This is a genomic window from Stutzerimonas sp. VN223-3, assembly GCF_045999685.1.
Lineage (GTDB): Bacteria > Pseudomonadota > Gammaproteobacteria > Pseudomonadales > Pseudomonadaceae > Stutzerimonas > Stutzerimonas stutzeri_AR.
On record NZ_RBEC01000001.1, the window covers coordinates 1,177,416 to 1,194,578 of the forward strand.

A 17,163-nucleotide genomic window follows, 5' to 3' on the forward strand; every position below is an offset into this window, starting at 1 on the left:
CTCACTATTCCCATGGAGGCCACCTAAAAGTGGCTCTTACAGGCGGGACTTATTCCGTGTCGCTACCACGGTGTTGGGGTCCCAGTCTGTTAACTGCGACTCGAGTTTGTAAGGAAAAGTTGCATTAGTCATCTGCTCCGATATTCGAGCAGACGAGTGGATATTTCCTACAAATGAAGCGAAACGGTGGTTCTAGAGCGTTTTCTGTCTTTGAACCCTCGCCGAAAAAGGGTGACGGGATGCCTCAGCGGTAAAAATAAATCGCAAGGGCGGAACGGCAGCTAAACCTCTGCGCTGAGGCCTTGGGCTCAGGGCTGGCACGCTGCAGGCCAAGTCGCGGCAACGCTGACGGCCGCTTGTTGATATGGCGGTGAACGAGGCGGCGCATCTGCCAGCCGGTGTACCACGGCTGGCCATTAAAACCTTCGTTTGAATTTTCACCCTTGACGGCCCAAGACATCGCTACCATAGTTTGTCCGGACAACATGACATCCATACAATTTACACACAACAAGAAGGAGCGCTGCATGGGCGTCAAGCAAGTGGGCGAAAATCGTTATCGCGGGCAAATCGGCCGGTATTTCGAGGATTTCCAGGTGGGCGACGTCTACGAGCACCGGCCCGGGCGGACCCTTACCGATGCCGACAACATCCATTTCTCGCTGCTGACCATGAATTACCACCCGATGCACTGCGACGCGGCGTATGCCGAGAAGAGCGAGTTCGGGAAGCTGTTGATCAATAGCGGGCTGACGGTAGCCATCGTGCTAGGCATGACGGTGGCGGATGTCAGCGGCAAGGCCATCGCCAACCTCGGCTGGACCGATATCAAACTCACCGCGCCGGTTTTCGCGGGCGACACGATTTATGCCGAATCCGAAGTGCTGGACAAGCGTGAGTCCAAGTCGCGCCCCAACCAAGGCATCGTCAAAGTGCGCACGGTAGGCAAGAAGGCCGACGGCACCGTGTTCATGATTTTCGACCGCACGGCACTCATCCAGAAACGCGAGGGCAACACGCTCGACGAGGCGGCCAACTACTGACCCTCCGCAATCGGCCGACAGCCGTCCGCCGGCCACGCAAGCAAACGCTGTAGCTGTAAGAACCATCCTCAACAAAAACAATTTCGAGGAGACACCTTTAATGAAGCTCAAGCGCCTTATCGCGGCTGCGGTCGCATGTTCCTCCCTGTCCCTGCTGCCTCCGCACCTGTTCGCCGATGAACTGGTACTGCCCAGCGAAGTGGCGGCCAGCCACTGGAAGACCCGCTACATGAACGAGTTCGCCGAGGGTGTGGATAAGCGCACCGATGGTGAACTGGAAGTGAAAGTGTTTCCCGCGGCGCAGTTGTACAACGACCAGGACGCGCTGGCCGCGTTGGGTACCGGCGCGGTGCACATGGTCTGGCCGGTGTCGGTGCGGATGGAGTCGATCGACCCGCGGGTCGGCATCATCAATTTGCCGTTCGCGTTGGACGCCGAGAGCATGGCCAACCGTTGTTACGCTGACGGCCTGACCGACTTGCTCTCGTCCTATGTCGAACCGCGGCAATTGAAAATTCTCGGTCTGCTGCGCACCGCCGACCTGTTCTTCATCTTCGGCGACCGTGAGGTCGACAGCATCGAGGACCTCGCCGGCACCAAGATTCGCGTGACCGGTGGCAAGGTGTTCCTCGACACCATTCGTAGCGTCGATGCCAGCCCGGTCTCGATGTCCGCGTCGGAGATGAGCACGGCGCTTGCGCAGGGCGCGATCGACGGCGTGTTCACCTCGGCGGCCGGCTGGGCCGAAATGATCGGCATGACCGGCAAACACGCCTATTACGTGCCCAATCTGTCGCTTAGCACCTATGCGGTGGCAGTCGATCGCGGCTGGTTCGAGGGGTTGCCCGAGGCGCAGCAGCAGGCGATCAACGAAACACTCGACGGCATCATCGCCAAACAGTGGAAAGAGGTCGCGGTCGAGGATCAGAAGCTGATCGACGAGATGGTCGAGAAGGGCGCTCAGTTCCATACCGCCTCGGCGGACGACATCGCGCGCTGGAAGGAGCTGTCGGCCAGCAGCAGCCAGCGGTTCGCCGAAGAATACCCGCAGGTCCAACCGGAGATCGACGCGCTCGCGAAGAGGTGTGGCAATGGGAATTGACTACGTTCCGATGAAAAAGGCCCCGGCATCCCTGCATCAACACGCGCTAGTACGCCCACGTCGCAACTGGCGGAGGCTGGGCGGCAGGCTGCTGCACAACGTTGCCACCTGTCTGTTCGTCGCCTCGATCGGGGTGATGTTGTTCGAAGGTCTGTCGCGGGCAATCTTCGATCGCAGCTGGTTCTGGGCCGAGGAAAGCGTGCGGTACCTGATGGTCTGGGCCTTCTTTTTAACCCTTGGAGTCGCCGGCAGCGCCGGTCACCACATCCGTACCGAGCTGTTGGTCGATCACCTTGGTCCGCGCTTGCGCAAGACCTGCCATGTGCTGGCCAGCCTGGTTGGGGTTCTGTTCTGCGGCCTGCTGTTCTACGCCTCGCTGCCGCAGGTTCACCGCTACTACACGATGGGGATGATGACCGAGTCGAACCTCGATCTGCCGGTGTGGCTGCTGTTCCTGATCATGCCGCTGGGGGCGCTGCTGTACCTCGCCTACTACCTGCGCTGCGTGATGCGTGCCTGGCGCGGCGAGGACCCGTTCACCAACCCCGACAAGCCCGAGGGCTCGCTTCTCTAGGAGAGTGTGATGCTGATAGTGATTGCTCTGGTGACGATGCTGCTGTTCCTGGCCATCGGCACCCATGTAGCGGTGGCGCTCGGGCTGGTGACCACAGGGCTGATTCTCGTCGCCGCTGGCGTGCCCACCACCGTGATTGCGCAAACCGCGTTCAAGTCGATCAACAGCTACCCGCTGATGGCGATCCCGATGTTCGTGCTCGCCGGCAACCTGATGATGAAGGGCAACATCGCCGAGTTGCTGATTCAGTTGGTCGGCAGCGTGGTGCGTGCGATACGCGGCGGCCTGGCGCTGACGGCGATGATTTCCAGCGTGTTCTTCGCCGCGGTGTCCGGCTCCAGCGTCGGTTCGGCGGCCGCCATTGGCGCCTCGACCGTCGCCGGGCTGGACCGGGAAAACTACCCGCGGCGCTTTTCCGCGGCGATCGTCGCGGTGGGCGGCACCCTGGGACTGATGATTCCGCCGTCGCTCGGCTTCATCCTTATCGGTTCGATTGTCGGTCTGCCGGTCGACCAGCTGTTCATCGCCGGCGTGCTCCCGGGGCTGATGGAAGCGGCACTGCTGATGATCGCGGTGATGTTCTTCTCCCGTCGCGGCGGTTACGGCGGTGTGGTGCAAAAGGCCGACTGGGGCGCGTTCTCGCGCAAACTGCCGGGTGCCGGGGCGGCGCTGCTGATGCCTGTGCTGATCCTCGGCAGCATCTATACCGGCTACCTGACGCCAACAGAAGTGTCCGCCTTTGCCGCTGCCTATGCAGTGATTCTCTGCCTGCTGGTGTATCGCAGCGTCACTATCGGCGGCGTCTGGGGCGTGGCCAAGGACTCATTGCTGCAGACCACCATGATCTTCGCCGTGGTGATGGGTGGCAGCCTGGTCGGCTTCGCCCTGGCGCGCATGGGGGTTTCCGCCAGTCTTGTGTCCTTCATCACCGAGATGGACATCCAGCCCTGGCAGTTCCTGCTGCTGGCCAACCTGTTGCTGCTGGTGCTGGGGATGTTCCTCGATGGTGTGGCGATGATCGTGCTCACCGCGCCGCTGCTGTTCCCGGTGGCCACTCACCTGGGCATCAACCCCATGCACTTCGCCGTAATTATGGTCGCCAACGTGGAGATCGCCACGCTGACCCCGCCTATCGGGCTCAACCTGTTCGTCATGAGCGGCATCACCAAGCAGCCGGTGCATGAGGTCGCTCGCGGCGTGATGCCTTTCTATCTGGTCCGGTTGATCGGCTTGACGCTGATCACCTTCGTTCCTGCCATCTCACTCGCCCTGATCAGCTGAGGTATTTGATGAACATCGCAATCGATACGTCCAACGCAACGCAACTCATCGCCGGAGCCTTGGCCGAATTCGCTGTCAATCTGCGTTACGAGGACATTCCGGCCGACATCCGTGAGCGCGCCAAGCACCTGATGCTCGACGGCGTCGGCATCGCCCATGCCTCGACCCACTACGATTTCGCCCACCGCTCGCTGGCCGCAGTCACCGAGTTGGGGCAGGGCGACAGCCACGTCATCGGGCTGTCGGCGAAGCTGAGCTTGCGCGACGCCGTACTGATGAACGGCATCCTGGTCCATGGTCTGGATTTCGACGACACCCACGGCCCCGGCATCATCCACGCCACCGCCAGCTGCCTGCCAACCGCGCTGGGGGTCGCCGCGCACCTCGGCCTGAGCGGCCGCGAGCTGCTGACCGCTTACGTGCTGGGTATGGAGGTCGGCACCCGGCTGGGCTCGGTGGCCAAGGGCGGCTTCCATCAGGTCGGTTTCCACCCGACCGGGCTGGTCGGCGCCTTCGCCTGCGCGTTGATCGCCGGTCGTTTGCAGGGCCAGAACGCCGCGCAGCTGGCGATGGCGCAGGGCATTGCGCTGAGCACCGCCAGCGGCAGCATGGAGTTTCTCCAGGACGGCGCCTGGACCAAACGCATGCACCCGGGCTGGGCCGGCGTTGCCGGAATCACTTCGGCAACCCTGGCGCGGCATGGCTTCATCGGCCCGAAGGCGGTGTACGAAGGGCGTTTCGGCCTGTTCAAGAGCCATCTCGGGCCGCTCGAAGAAGTCTGCGATTACACCCTCGCCACCGAAGGGCTGGGCCAGCGCTGGGAGATCGAGAACGTCTCGGTCAAGCCTCTGCCGGCCTGCCACTTCACACATGCTTGCGCCGACGCAGCCATGCTGATCCGCCAGCAGCCCGGCTTCGATCCGCAGCAGATCGCCCACATCAAGGCGCTGGTCCCGGCCGGGGTGATCAAGACGGTGTGCGAGCCGGAGCAGTTCAAGCGCCAGCCGCAGAACACCTACGACGCGCAATTCAGCATTCCTTATGCAGTGGCCAGCGGCCTGGTGCGCGGGCGCTTCGGGCTGGCCGAGATCGATCCGTCGGCCATCGGCGACAAGGAGGTGCTACGCGTCGCCAATCTCGTTGAATACGCCGCCGACCCGGATTCCACCTTCCCGCGCCATTACACCGGCGAAGTGATCGTCACGATGCGCGACGGCACCGTGCTGCGCCATCGTGAAGCGTTCAACCGCGGTGGCTGCGACCGCCCGCTGAGCAACGAGGACATCGTCGCCAAGTTCCGCGAAAACCTTGCACTGGTCGCATCCGATCAGCGCGCCAACACCGTCCTGCAGGCCGTTCTGCAGCTCGACAACGCTTCATCCAGGGACGTCTCCCACGCCCTGGCGGCCCGTGCCTGAATCTAAAGGAGAGCGAACAGATGAGCGATTACAACGAACAAGAAGGCATGATTCTGGCTGCTCTGGATCGGTTTCTGGAAACCGACGTCCAACCACACGTACATCGGCTTGAGCACGACGATATCTATCCCGAAGAGATCGTCGAGAAGATGAAGGAACTGGGCCTGTTCGGCTGCATCATCGCGCCCGAATATGGCGGCCTGGGGCTGAGTACCTCCACCTATGCCAAGGTCGTCGAGCGCATTTCGCGCACCTGGATGTCGCTGTCGGGCATCATCAATTCCCATCTGATCATGGCCTCGGCCATCCAGCGCCACGGCACCGACGCACAGAAGGATCGCTTCCTGCCGCGCATGGCAGCCGGCGAGCTGCGCGGCGGGGTCGGGCTTACCGAGCCGGATGCCGGCACCGATCTGCAAGCCATCCGCACCGTTGCCCGTCGCGACGGCGATCACTATGTGGTCAACGGCGCCAAGACCTGGATCACCAACAGCCTGCACGGCAATTGCCTGGCGCTGCTGGTCAAGACCGATCCCACCGCCGAGCCGCGGCACAAGGGCATGAGCTTGCTGATCGCCGAGAAGGGCCCAGGCTTCACCGTCGCACGCAAGCTGGAGAAGCTTGGCTACCGCGGCATCGATACCTGCGAACTGGTGTTCGAGGACTATCGGGTGCCGGTCGACTGCCTGATCGGCGGCGTCGAGGGCGTCGGGCTCAAGCAGGTGTTGTCGGGCCTCGAGCTCGGCCGTATCAACGTCGCTGCACGTGGCGTCGGCGTGGCCCGCGCTGCATTGGACGAGTCTTCCAACTACGCGCAGATCCGCAAGACCTTCGGCAAGCCGATCTGCGAGCACCAGGCGATCCAGCTGATGCTGGGCGAAATGGCCACCCGCGTGGAGGCTTCGCGCCTGCTGGTCGAGTCGGCCGCGCAGGCGTTCGACAAGGGTGAGCGTTGCGACATGGAGGCCGGCATGGCCAAGTACTTCGCCACCGAAGCTGCATTGCGCAACGCAACCGACGCTCTGCGCATTCATGGCGGCTATGGCTATTCCAAGGAATACAACGTCGAGCGGCTCTACCGCGACGCGCCGCTGCTGACCATCGGCGAAGGTACCAACGAAATGCAGCGCATCATCATCGCCAAGCAGTTGATCCAGAGGAATCCGGTATGACGTTACCTCTTGAAGGCGTGCGCATCATCGCCGTCGAACAGTATGGGGCCGGCCCGTTCGGCACCCAGCATCTGGCTGACCTCGGCGCCGAAGTGATCAAGGTAGAAAACCCGGCGGAGGGTGGGGAAGTCGGCCGCAGTGTCGGTCCGTATTTCTTCGAGAAAGGCGATAGCCACTTCTATCAGTCGTTCAACCGCAACAAGAAGAGCATCACGCTGGACTTGAAAAACCCGCACGACAAGGGCGTGCTGATCGACCTGATCAAAGATGCCGACGCGCTGTTCGACAATCTGCGCGGCGATCTTCCGGCCAAGCTGGGGCTGACTTACGAGCAGTTGAAGGAGCACAATCCCAAGCTTGTCTGCGCGCACCTGTCGGCCTATGGGCGTGAGGGTTCGCGCAAGGCGTGGCCGGGCTACGACTACCTGATGCAGGCCGAGGCCGGTTACCTGTCGCTCACCGGCGAGCCTGACGGTCCGCCGGCGCGCTTCGGTATTTCGATCATCGACATGATGACCGGCACCACGGCGGCGCTGGCGCTGGTCTCGGCGCTGGTCGGTGCGCGCGCCAGCGGAATAGGGCGGGATGTCGACGTAAGCCTTTATGATGTCGCGATGCACAACCTCAGCTATCTGGCGACCTGGTACCTCAACGAGGGCGTGATGACCGAGCGGGCGCCCCGTTCGGCACACCCCTCGCTGACGCCGAGCCAGCTTTACCGTACGGCCGATGGCTGGATATTCCTGATGTGCAACAAGGAAAAGTTCTGGACCGTGCTGGCGAACCTGATCGGCAAGCCGGAATGGGCGACCGATCCGCGCTATTGCGATTTCAAGACACGTCTGGCAAATCGCGAGCAACTGACCGAAGAACTCGATGCCGTACTGATGACGGCCAGCACCGAGCAATGGCTGCAACGTTTCGGTGGCCAGGTGCCGGCGGCGCCGGTCAATGACGTTGCCCAGGCGCTGGATAATTCCTTTGCCAAGGAGCAGGGGCTGATCGTCGAGATGCAGCATCCGGTACGCGGCCCGGTCAAAACCGTGGCCTGTCCGATTCGCTGTCCCGGCGAGACGCTACCTACAAAACCCGCGCCCCGGCTCGGTGCCGACACCGAAGCGCTGCTTGCGGAGTTGGATCGTGCGAAGGGGCGCTTCGAACCTCTTATAGGAGCCAAATGATATGAACCAGGGTCTGCCTTCCCTGCTGTCCGGCGGACAACCGCGCTACCTCGTTCTCGCCCAGGCGCTGATCGACGATATCAAGGCGGGGCGCTACCCGGTGGATAGCCTGTTACCGACCGAACATGAGCTGTGCCAGCAGTTCAGCGTCAGTCGGCATACGGTGCGGGAGGCGATCCGTCGTTTGAGTGAGCTGGGCCTGATCAGCCGCCAGCAAGGCGTGGGCACGCGGGTCAAGGCCACTCAGGTGGCCTCCCGTTACGTGCAGGCCAGCGAAGGGATCGCCGACCTTCATCAGTATGTTCGGGATGTGCGTCTGGAAATCGAGTCGATCGAAGACGTGACGCTCGACGACGCGCTCGCCGAGCTGCTGGAAGCCAAACCCGGGCAAAGCTGGCTGCATGTCAGCGGCCTGCGTCATCGCGAAGGCGATACCGAGCCGCTGGCCCGCTCGGACGTGTATATCAACCGCGCCTACCGCGGCATCGCCGAGGATCTGGGCGACGGCACGCAGCCCATCTATGCGCTGATCGAGCGGCGTTACGGGGTGCATGTGGTCGAGGTCAGCCAGCATCTTAGTGCGGTCAACATCGGCGAAGCCGACGCTCGATTGCTGAAGGTCGAGCCGGGAGCGGCCGGGCTGCTGGTGGTACGCAAGTATTTCGGTGCCAACCAGGACCTGCTCGAAGTCGCGATCAGCCTGCATCCGGGTTCACGTTTCAGCTATTCGATCACTCAGCATCTGCGTTTTCAGGGAGAGGCCTGATGGGCGGAGGCTTTCTCCCGTTGGTGGTGACGCTGGCGATCCAGGCGCTCGCCTCGATGGCCTCGTTCACCGTGCCGGTCCTGGCACCGGCCGCTGCTCGCGACCTGGCCGGGCCGGTCGCGCTGGTCGGTGTCTATGTCGCGCTGATCTACCTCAGTGCGATGGTGACCAGTCTGCTCAGTGGGGGTTGGGTGGTCCGTTATGGCGCCATCCGTATCAGTCAGGTCTGCCTGCTGCTGTGCACTGCCGGCCTGCTTTGCGCCGCCAGCGGCACGCTGTTGGGGATGGCCTTGAGTGCGTTGCTTATCGGCGCCGGCTACGGGCCGGTGACACCGGCCAGCTCGCACATCCTGGCGCGTACCACGCCGCCGCATCTGATGGGCTTCATGTTTTCGCTGAAGCAGACCGGCGTGCCGCTGGGCGGCGTGCTCGCCGGGGCGCTGGTGCCGAGTCTGGTCGCCACGGTGAGCTGGCAGGGCGCTGCGATCGCGGTGGCGCTGGCATGTGCCACGATGGTGCTGGTCGCACAACCGTTCCGCGCCGCTCTGGACGATGACCGCCAGCCGGGCCACGCCGGCCCGCGCGATCCGTTTCGGCCGCTGGTGCGGGTGTTTCAGCACCGGCCGATCCGTGACCTGGCCCTGTGCTCGTTCTGCTTCGGTGCCATGCAGCTGTGCCTGACTACCTATCTGGTCACCTACCTGACCCACGAATACGGCTTGCCGCTGACCACCGCCGGGCTGGTGCTGGCCATCACCCAGGGTGCCGGGATGGTGGGGCGGTTGTTCTGGGGCTGGATCGCCGATCGCTGGCTGTCGCCTCGTCGGCTGTTGCCGCTGCTGGCGTTGGCAATGGCCCTGGCGGCCGGCCTGACCGCCGCGTTCGACCCGGATTGGCCGCTGCTTGCGGTGATGCTGGTCAGCGCACTGTTCGGCGCCACGGCGATCGGCTGGAACGGCGTTTACCTGTCCGAAGTCGCCCGTCTGGCGCCGCCGGGCACGGCGGGCCTGTACACCGGCGGCACGCTGTTCTTCACCTATTTCGGCGTGGTCGCCGGCCCACCATTGTTCGCCCTGATCGCAGAGGCGAGTGGTTCGATGGCCAGCGGCTACGCCACCTTCGGTGCGTTGCTGCTGGCCATCGGCCTGTTGCTCGGGCACTTCGCCCGGCGCCCGGCAACTGCTACCGGCTCGGTCTGAGCCCGACTCGTCCCACGGAGGAAGTATGTCCGCACGGTCCTATCTGTTCGTTCCCGGCGATCGCCCCGAGCGCTTCGACAAAGCCTGCGCCAGCGGCACCGATGTGGTGATCCTCGATCTCGAGGACGCCGTTACCCCCGAGCGCAAGGGCGAAGCACGTGAGGCCATTCGTGATTGGCTGACCCAAGGTGGCCGCGGCTGGGTGCGCCTGAATGGCACCGACACGGCCTGGTATGAAGACGATTGCAGCCTGCTCAACACGCCGGGTTTGCTCGGTGTGTCGTTGCCCAAGGCGGAAACCGCCGAACAGCTAAGCCGGCTTGCCGAGCGCCTTCCCGAGCCGCTGCGCATACTGCCGATCGTCGAGACCGCTCGCGGCATCTGGAATGCGGGCGAGCTAGCGGCGGCGCCGAAGGTGGAGCGATTGGCGTTCGGCTCGGTGGATTTCCAGGTGGACACCGGCATCGTTGGTGACGCACACGAGCTGCTGTATGCCCGCTCGCGGCTGGTCCTCGCCTCGGCGATGGCGCGTATCGCCGCGCCGGTCGATGGCGTGACCGTGCAACTCGATGATCTCGCGCGGCTCGAGGCCGATGTGCTCGATGCGCGACGCATGGGGTTTGGCGGCAAGCTCTGCGTGCACCCGCGTCAGGTCCAGCCGATAAACCAGGGCCTTCTACCGGCGGCGGAGGAGGTGACCTGGGCGAGCGAGGTCATGGCTATTGTCGAGGCGCACGAAGGCGTCGGTGCCATCAGCCTGAACGGCAAGCTCATCGACTTGCCGGTGATTCTTCGCGCTCGACGTATCCTCGACAGCGCCGCAGCGGCCTGAGCCCCGATGGCTCAGTACGCTTTACCGATCAACAAATCGTTCGGCTGAACCGCGCGCCCCGCTCAAGCAGGCGGCCGAGCGGCTGTTGCCGAACGTGACGGGCTGTTCGAGCAGCGGGGACGGGATGCGCCTGAGTCGTTCGCATCCCGTCGCCGATCGGTAGCGATTCAGCCGAGGAAATAGAAGCAGCCAGAAATGACCAGGCCTGAGTACACCAGGATTAACAGGCAATAACCCATGATGTCGCGCGCGCCGAGGCCGACGATGCCGAGAATCGGCAGCGCCCAGAACGGCTGGATCATATTGGTCCAGGCATCGCCCCAGGCGATCGCCATCGCCGTGACCGCCGGGCTCACGCCGAGTGCCTGGCCTGCGGGCAGCATGACGGGACCTTGAACCGCCCATTGGCCGCCACCGGACGGTACGAAAACGTTAACCAGACCGGCGCTAAGGAAGGCCAGCATCGGGAATGTATCGGCCGATGATGCGGCGATGAACGACTCGGTGATCTGCTTGCCTAGCGACAGGCCGTCGGCGTTGGCACCGACCATCATGCCCATGATCCCTGCGTAGAACGGGAACTGGATGACGATGCCGCTGATCCCGCCGATGCCATCCTGCACCGCACGCATGTAGCGTTCCGGCGAACCGTGCAACAGCAGGCCGATGAACAGGAACAGGCCGATGACGATATTGAGCGTCAGGGCGAAGCCGTTCTCGGCGAAGTAGTAAACGAAATACACCGCACCCAGTGCGACGATGATCAGGTTGAGAATGCGGCTGTCGTCCATGCGCTGGGCCAGCGTCTCGCGCGGCAGCGGCTGATGTTCCGGCTCTAGCAGCAGCGCGGGATCGGCGACTTTCGGCTGCTTGGGGTGCATGGCCCAGTTGAGGACGGGCAGACCGATGACCAGCAGCGCGATGATGGTCAGGTTGAGCGTGGTGAACAGTGTGTCGCCGACGCCGATGGCACTGGTGATCACCCCACCGGTCATGCGCTCCAGATCCGCGCCGCCAGTGGCCAATGACAGCGGAACCGAGCCGGACAGGCCGCCATGCCAGATGAGAAAGCCGGAATACGCCGCCGCTACCAGCAGCGGATAGTCGACGCCTTTGACCTCACGGGCCAGCGCGCGGGCGAACACTGCGCCGATCACCAGGCCGAAGCCCCAGTTGATCCAGGAGCCGGCCAGCCCCACCAACGTGACCAGCACGATGGCGCGGCCTGGGGTGCGTGCGATGCGGGCTAGGCTCGCGAGTGCGCGGTGAATCGTTGGTGCGCTGGCAAGCGCGTGGCCGGTGACGAGAATGAGCGCCATCTGCATGGCGAATGTCAGCAGCGTCCAGAAGCCCGTGCCCCAGTGCTTCGCCATCGCAGGGACACCCTGGCCGGTGACGAGCATGCTGGCCGCCAGCACGATGAGGCTGAGGATAATGGCGAAAACGAAGGGTGAGGGTAGGTATCGCTGTACGAGCTTTACGCTCAGAGCGGTAATGGAGCCAAGCATGGTTGTGATCCTGTGTTGTTTTCTTTGTTATGAGCGGCGCGCGTGCGTGGCGCGCGCCGTTACTTCATCGATGTATTTCAGGCGGTTTTCAGAAGTAGCGTGTGGAATCCTCCCTGTGATCTGGCGAGAGTCGTTCAGTTGCGTTCGATCGCCAACGCAACACCCTGACCCCCACCGATGCACAGCGTGGCGAGCCCCTTCTTCGCGTCGCGTCGGATCATCTCGTGCAGCAGCGTGACCAGGATCCGGCAGCCCGAGGCACCGATGGGATGGCCCAGCGCGATAGCGCCGCCATTGACGTTGACCTTGCTCGCGTCCCAGTCCAGTTCCTGGCCGACCGACAGCGCCTGGGCCGCGAAGGCTTCGTTGGCTTCGATCAGATCAAGCTCGTCCAGTGACCAGCCGGCCTTGTCCAGGCAACGACGGGTCGCCGAAACCGGCGCGATGCCCATGATCGCGGGGTCCACGCCGGCATTGGCGTAAGCCTTGATCCGAGCCAGTACTGGCAGGCCGAGTGCGTTCGCTTTATCCGCGCTCATCAGCAGCACCGCCGCGGCGCCGTCGTTGAGGCTGGAGGCATTGCCGGCGGTGACCGAGCCTTCCTTTTTGAAGGCGGGCTTGAGTTTGGCCAGCGACTCGGCGGTAGTGCCGGCACGTGGTTGCTCGTCGGTATCGAAGCGCAGCGGTTCGCCCTTGCGCTGGGGAATCTCGATCGGGGTGATTTCGTCGGTGAAGCGTCCCCCCTCGATAGCGGCGACGGCTTTCTGCTGCGATGAAGCGGCGAAGGCATCCTGCGCCTCGCGGCTGATGCCGTACTTGTCCACCAGATTCTCGGCGGTGATGCCCATATGGAAGTCGTTGAAGGCATCCCACAGGCCGTCGCTGATCATCGAATCGACCAGCTCGGCGTGGCCCATGCGCAGGCCTGTACGAGCCTTCGGCAATACGTAAGGCGCCAGGCTCATGTTTTCCTGGCCGCCAGCGATGATGACTTCGGCATCGCCGCAACGGATGGCCTGGGTCGCCAGGTGCAGTGCCTTGAGACCGGAACCGCAAACCTTGTTCAGCGTAAAGGAGGGCACTTCGTGCGGCAGGCCGGCCTTGACCGAGGCCTGGCGCGCCGGATTCTGACCGGCGCCGGCGGTCAGTATCTGTCCGAGGATGACTTCATCGACCTCGGCGGGGTTCAGCCCGGTTTGTTCGAGCAGGCGTTTGATCACGGCGGCGCCCAGGTCCGGCGCAGCGATATTGGCCAGTGCGCCCTGGAACGAGCCGATGGCGGTACGGGTGGCAGCAACGATGACGACGTCTTGCATGGCAGTTTTCCTCTCAACTCAAACGGGAAAAGCCTCGCGTGCATTTCTGCACCGCGAGGCCTTTATCGGCGCTGAATCAGCCGAAGGTCATTTCCGGTACATGGTCCGGTACCACCAGTTCACCAGCGGTCTTGGCGACGATTTCCTCGACGCTTACGCCCGGCGCGCGCTCCTTGAGCACGAAGGCGCCGTTCTCGATTTCCAGATAGGCCAGATCGGTCAGCACGCGCTTGATGCATCCCGCACCGGTGAGCGGCAGCGTGCATTTGGACAGCAACTTGGACTCGCCGTCCTTCGACGCATGGGTCATTAGCACGATGATGTTCTCGGCGCCAGCGACCAGGTCCATCGCGCCGCCCATGCCCTTGACCAGCTTGCCGGGGATCATCCACGAGGCGATGTTGCCCTGCACGTCGACCTCGAAAGCGCCGAGTACGGTGAGGTCGATGTGGCCGCCGCGAATCATCGCGAAGGATTCGGCGGAGTTGAAAATAGAGGCACCGACGCGCGCGGTAACGGTCTGCTTGCCGGCGTTGATCATGTCGGCGTCAAGCTCTTGCTCGGTGGGGAATGCACCCATGCCGAGCAGGCCGTTTTCCGATTGGAGCATCACTTCCATGCCCTCGGGCACGTAGTTGGCGACCAGCGTCGGAATTCCAATGCCGAGGTTTACGTAGTAGCCGTCCTGCAATTCGCGGGCGACGCGCTGGGCCATCTGTTCGCGGGTTAAAGCCATGGTCTTGACCTCTTCTTATTTGTAGTCAGCTGCGGACGGTGCGCTTTTCGATGCGCTTCTCGAAGGTGCCGCAGATGATGCGGTCGACATATATGCCGGGCGTGTGGATCTGGGTGGGGTCGATCTCGCCGGGCTCGACGATTTCTTCGACCTCGACCACGGTGATCTTCCCAGCGGCTGCGGCCAGCGGATTGAAGTTCTGCGCGGTGTGGCGGTAGATGACGTTGCCGTAGCGGTCAGCCTTCCAACCCTTGACGATGGCGAAGTCGCCGATGATGGCGTGTTCGAGAATGTGCGGGCGACCGTTGAAGTCGCGCACGTCCTTGCCCTCGGCGATAGGCGTGCCGTAGCCAGTGGCGGTGTAGAACGCGGGAATGCCGGCGCCGCCAGCGCGCATCTTCTCGGCCAGCGTGCCCTGGGGCGTCAGCTCGACTTCCAGCTCGCCATTGAGCAGCTGCTTTTCGAACAGGGCGTTCTCACCCACGTAGGAGGCGATCATCTTGCTGATCTGCCGGTCTTCCAGCAGTACGCCGAGACCGAAGCCGTCGACGCCACAGTTGTTGGAAACCACCGTCAGGTCGCGGGTGCCCTTGCGCTTGATCTCGGCGATGAGATTTTCCGGGATGCCACACAGACCGAAGCCGCCGGCCAGGACGGTCATGCCATCCTGGAGCCCGTCGAGGGCTTCGGCATAGGTGCTGACGCGCTTGTCGAAACCAGCCATAAACCATTCCTTCTTGTTGTTGGAGACGCATGAATCGTTGCGTTCGAGTGTTCCCGGTGAGAAGTAATTTGTTAAGTTGATTTTTAAGCGTTATTAATTGACTAAACGAAACAAAGCGCTGACAACGGTGCTTGTCTCGCCTCCAACCGGATGGAATTCAATGACCGTTAAACAGTTACGCGCTTTTCTCGCGGTAGCGCACACCCTGAGTTTTGCCCAGGCGTGCGAGCGCCTGCATCTTTCTCAATCGGCGCTGAGCCTGACCATCAAGGCGCTGGAAGATGGACTCGGCGGACGCCTGTTCAGCCGCACCACCCGTGCCGTGAGCCTGACGCCGGAAGGCGAGGCGCTGCTGCCGCTGGCGCGGCGCTTGCTCGCCGATTGGGAAAACGCCGAGGACGAGCTGCGCCAGCGCTTCACCTTGAAGCAGGGACGGGTGGCGCTGGCGTCGATGCCGTCGTTCGCTGGCAATCTGTTGCCCTCGGTGCTGCAAACGTTTCGCCAGCAATACCCATCGATCAGCGTCACGGTGCATGACGTGATCAATGAACAGGTGATGGAAATGGTCCGCGATCGGCAAGTGGAGCTGGGCATCGCCTTCGAGCCCGAATCGACCACACTGTTGACTTTCACCCCACTCTATATCGACCGATTCGTGGCAGTGGTCCCCGCCGATTCGCCGTTGGCCGACCATAGAGAAATCGCCTGGCAACAGTTGCTGGCGCAGCCTTTCATTGCCTTGCAGCGACCTTCGAATGTGCGTTTCATGCTTGAAGACCACCTACGCCAACGTGGACGCAGCCTGCCGGTGCAGTTCGAAAGTCATCAGTTGGTAACGGTCGGGCGCATGGTCGCCAGCGGGCTGGGCGTCAGCGCGGTGCCCGCATTGTGCCGCGAGCAGATGCTCGAACTTGGCGCCCGTTGTGTTGCGCTAAACGACCCGGTGATCGAAAAGCCGGTGGGTATCCTGACCAAGCCCGGTCACGAACTCTCGGTCGCGGCCCAGGCCATCGCCGACACCTTGCGCGCATCGACGGGTTATCCCGGTGCGCCGGGCTGATACGCCGAACAGCGTGGCGCGCAGAGCGTTCCGCTGGTCGGTTGGCGACAAAAGCGTGCGGTTACCGGACGGGCTGGATGTTGGCCCTTGGTCGAATCTCTTAAGCTTTCGCTCAGTTATATGCTGCTCACGCATGCGGAACGGGCCATTGCCGCGATCCGCATGACGACAGGCTTGGTGTCGCTTCGCAACGACGCTGACCACTATAAAAAAGATAAGAGTGCCTTGTGATGGATAGTCTGCTGAATGCAAGAAGCAGGATCTTCGAACGTGCCGATCCCCACGCGGTATCGGAGTACGTCAATCAGCATGTCGGCGCACACTGCATTCAGCTACCGCGTACCGGCAACCCGCAAGCCAGCCTGAGCCACTGCAAGTTCGGCAAACTCGACCTGTGCCGGCTGAGCTATGGCGGCAGCGTTCATGTCACCTCACCTGCGCTGGAAACCATCTATCACCTGCAACTGCTGCAGCGCGGCCATTGCCTCTGGCGGGGCCGCGGTCAGGAGCATTACTTCACGCCGGGTGAGCTCCTGCTGATCAACCCCGACGATCCGGTCGACCTGACCTATTCCGATGACTGCGAGAAATTCATCGTCAAGCTGCCGGCCTCTTTTCTGGAAAGGGCCTGTGCCGAAAATCAGTGGCGCGCACCGGGCGAGGGCATTCGCTTCACAGCCAGCCGCTACGACCTCAAGCAGCTGGAAGGAATCGAAAGCCTGCTCGGGCTGATCTGCCAGGAAGCCGAAGCCGAACATTGCGTCCCGCAGTTGCAGGAACAATACAGCCGCATCATCGCCTCCAAGCTGTTATGCACCCTGGCCAACAACATCTACCGCGAGCCGCTGAGCGAAAGTTGCCCTTCGTTCGGGCGTATTACCGACTATATCGATGAGCATCTGAAGAAGGACATCTCGGTCGAACAACTGGCGCAGCTGGCCAACATGAGCCCGCGTTCGCTGTACATGCTTTTCGAACGCAAAGTCGGCACCACGCCGAAGTCCTACATTCGTCAGCGCAAGCTGGAGCAGATCCACGGCCGTCTGAGCGATCCTTCCGGCAACGTCCGCAACATCACCGAGATCGCCATGGACTATGGCTTCCTCCACTTGGGGCGCTTCTCGGAAACGTACAAGAGCGCTTTCGGCGAGCTGCCGTCCGACACGCTGCGCAAACATCACTAGCTCAGTCGTTAAGCGCCTGCGTTATCGCCGGTTGTCCAGCGGCTTGTCGGATGAAATCCGCAGATCG

Annotated in this window: 16 protein-coding genes; 12 read left to right on the plus strand and 4 right to left on the minus strand. The window is 62.7% G+C overall.

Features of this window, described 5'->3' with window-relative positions:
* Positions 1-527 precede the first annotated feature (527 nt).
* The 10 genes from D7241_RS05420 (at position 528) to D7241_RS05465 (ending at position 10,568) form a co-directional block, all read left to right on the plus strand.
* Positions 528-1,043, plus strand: a complete 516-nt coding sequence (locus tag D7241_RS05420) for a MaoC family dehydratase (RefSeq protein ID WP_255983721.1) — start codon at positions 528-530, stop codon at positions 1,041-1,043.
* A gap of 100 nt (positions 1,044-1,143) precedes the next feature.
* Positions 1,144-2,145: a TRAP transporter substrate-binding protein DctP gene (gene dctP / locus D7241_RS05425; protein WP_408100620.1), complete on the plus strand. Its 1,002-nt coding sequence runs from the start codon at positions 1,144-1,146 to the stop codon at positions 2,143-2,145.
* The gene (locus D7241_RS05430) at positions 2,135-2,719 is read left to right on the plus strand and encodes a TRAP transporter small permease (protein ID WP_255983723.1); all 585 of its coding nucleotides are present in this window, start codon (positions 2,135-2,137) and stop codon (positions 2,717-2,719) included. Before dctP ends, D7241_RS05430 begins: the two co-directional genes overlap by 11 nt.
* Positions 2,720-2,728: 9 nt before the next feature.
* Complete coding sequence (locus D7241_RS05435; RefSeq protein ID WP_408100621.1) at positions 2,729-4,000, plus strand: TRAP transporter large permease; 1,272 nt, start codon at positions 2,729-2,731, stop codon at positions 3,998-4,000.
* An 8-nt stretch (positions 4,001-4,008) separates the two neighbouring features.
* The gene (locus tag D7241_RS05440; RefSeq protein WP_408100622.1) at positions 4,009-5,418 is read left to right on the plus strand and encodes an MmgE/PrpD family protein; all 1,410 of its coding nucleotides are present in this window, start codon (positions 4,009-4,011) and stop codon (positions 5,416-5,418) included.
* A 20-nt stretch (positions 5,419-5,438) separates the two neighbouring features.
* Positions 5,439-6,590, plus strand: a complete 1,152-nt coding sequence (locus D7241_RS05445) for an acyl-CoA dehydrogenase family protein (protein WP_408100623.1) — start codon at positions 5,439-5,441, stop codon at positions 6,588-6,590.
* Positions 6,587-7,771, plus strand: a complete 1,185-nt coding sequence (locus tag D7241_RS05450) for a CaiB/BaiF CoA transferase family protein (protein WP_408100624.1) — start codon at positions 6,587-6,589, stop codon at positions 7,769-7,771. The genes D7241_RS05445 and D7241_RS05450 overlap by 4 nt, the downstream gene beginning before the upstream one ends.
* A gap of 1 nt (position 7,772) precedes the next feature.
* Positions 7,773-8,537 carry a GntR family transcriptional regulator gene (locus D7241_RS05455; protein WP_408100625.1) on the plus strand — a complete coding sequence of 255 codons (765 nt, stop codon included), beginning with the start codon at positions 7,773-7,775 and terminating at the stop codon, positions 8,535-8,537.
* Positions 8,537-9,736, plus strand: a complete 1,200-nt coding sequence (locus D7241_RS05460; protein WP_408100626.1) for an MFS transporter — start codon at positions 8,537-8,539, stop codon at positions 9,734-9,736. The genes D7241_RS05455 and D7241_RS05460 overlap by 1 nt, the downstream gene beginning before the upstream one ends.
* 25 nt (positions 9,737-9,761) lie before the next feature.
* The gene (locus D7241_RS05465; protein WP_408100627.1) at positions 9,762-10,568 is read left to right on the plus strand and encodes an HpcH/HpaI aldolase/citrate lyase family protein; all 807 of its coding nucleotides are present in this window, start codon (positions 9,762-9,764) and stop codon (positions 10,566-10,568) included.
* A 167-nt stretch (positions 10,569-10,735) separates the two neighbouring features.
* On the opposite strand, the gene D7241_RS05470 is transcribed toward D7241_RS05465, so the two are convergent.
* The 4 genes from D7241_RS05470 to D7241_RS05485 form a co-directional block, all read right to left on the minus strand.
* A complete protein-coding gene (locus D7241_RS05470; RefSeq protein ID WP_408100628.1) occupies positions 10,736-12,076 on the minus strand; it encodes a short-chain fatty acid transporter in 1,341 nt (446 codons plus the stop codon).
* Positions 12,077-12,210: 134 nt separating this feature from the next.
* Positions 12,211-13,392 carry an acetyl-CoA C-acetyltransferase gene (locus D7241_RS05475; protein WP_408100629.1) on the minus strand — a complete coding sequence of 394 codons (1,182 nt, stop codon included), beginning with the start codon at positions 13,390-13,392 and terminating at the stop codon, positions 12,211-12,213.
* A gap of 76 nt (positions 13,393-13,468) precedes the next feature.
* Complete coding sequence (locus D7241_RS05480; protein WP_408100630.1) at positions 13,469-14,128, minus strand: CoA transferase subunit B; 660 nt, start codon at positions 14,126-14,128, stop codon at positions 13,469-13,471.
* Between the two features lie 25 nt (positions 14,129-14,153).
* Positions 14,154-14,852 (minus strand): CoA transferase subunit A, encoded by a 699-nt coding sequence (locus D7241_RS05485; protein WP_408100631.1) that lies wholly within the window; start codon positions 14,850-14,852, stop codon positions 14,154-14,156.
* 160 nt (positions 14,853-15,012) lie between these two features.
* On the opposite strand from D7241_RS05485, the gene D7241_RS05490 reads away from it, so the two are divergent.
* Both D7241_RS05490 and D7241_RS05495 read left to right on the plus strand, forming a co-directional pair.
* Positions 15,013-15,912, plus strand: a complete 900-nt coding sequence (locus tag D7241_RS05490; protein WP_408100632.1) for a LysR family transcriptional regulator — start codon at positions 15,013-15,015, stop codon at positions 15,910-15,912.
* A 230-nt stretch (positions 15,913-16,142) separates the two neighbouring features.
* Positions 16,143-17,096, plus strand: coding sequence for an AraC family transcriptional regulator (locus D7241_RS05495; protein WP_408100633.1), 954 nt, complete (start codon positions 16,143-16,145; stop codon positions 17,094-17,096).
* Positions 17,097-17,163 lie beyond the last annotated feature (67 nt).

Coding starts and splice junctions, on each gene's coding strand:
- D7241_RS05420 (WP_255983721.1), top strand. CDS start 528: ATGGGCGTCAAGCAAGTGGGCGAAAATCGTTATCGCGGGCAAATCGGC.
- dctP (WP_408100620.1), top strand. CDS start 1,144: ATGAAGCTCAAGCGCCTTATCGCGGCTGCGGTCGCATGTTCCTCCCTG.
- D7241_RS05430 (WP_255983723.1), top strand. CDS start 2,135: ATGGGAATTGACTACGTTCCGATGAAAAAGGCCCCGGCATCCCTGCAT.
- D7241_RS05435 (WP_408100621.1), top strand. CDS start 2,729: ATGCTGATAGTGATTGCTCTGGTGACGATGCTGCTGTTCCTGGCCATC.
- D7241_RS05440 (WP_408100622.1), top strand. CDS start 4,009: ATGAACATCGCAATCGATACGTCCAACGCAACGCAACTCATCGCCGGA.
- D7241_RS05445 (WP_408100623.1), top strand. CDS start 5,439: ATGAGCGATTACAACGAACAAGAAGGCATGATTCTGGCTGCTCTGGAT.
- D7241_RS05450 (WP_408100624.1), top strand. CDS start 6,587: ATGACGTTACCTCTTGAAGGCGTGCGCATCATCGCCGTCGAACAGTAT.
- D7241_RS05455 (WP_408100625.1), top strand. CDS start 7,773: ATGAACCAGGGTCTGCCTTCCCTGCTGTCCGGCGGACAACCGCGCTAC.
- D7241_RS05460 (WP_408100626.1), top strand. CDS start 8,537: ATGGGCGGAGGCTTTCTCCCGTTGGTGGTGACGCTGGCGATCCAGGCG.
- D7241_RS05465 (WP_408100627.1), top strand. CDS start 9,762: ATGTCCGCACGGTCCTATCTGTTCGTTCCCGGCGATCGCCCCGAGCGC.
- D7241_RS05470 (WP_408100628.1), bottom strand. CDS start 12,076: ATGCTTGGCTCCATTACCGCTCTGAGCGTAAAGCTCGTACAGCGATAC.
- D7241_RS05475 (WP_408100629.1), bottom strand. CDS start 13,392: ATGCAAGACGTCGTCATCGTTGCTGCCACCCGTACCGCCATCGGCTCG.
- D7241_RS05480 (WP_408100630.1), bottom strand. CDS start 14,128: ATGGCTTTAACCCGCGAACAGATGGCCCAGCGCGTCGCCCGCGAATTG.
- D7241_RS05485 (WP_408100631.1), bottom strand. CDS start 14,852: ATGGCTGGTTTCGACAAGCGCGTCAGCACCTATGCCGAAGCCCTCGAC.
- D7241_RS05490 (WP_408100632.1), top strand. CDS start 15,013: ATGACCGTTAAACAGTTACGCGCTTTTCTCGCGGTAGCGCACACCCTG.
- D7241_RS05495 (WP_408100633.1), top strand. CDS start 16,143: ATGGATAGTCTGCTGAATGCAAGAAGCAGGATCTTCGAACGTGCCGAT.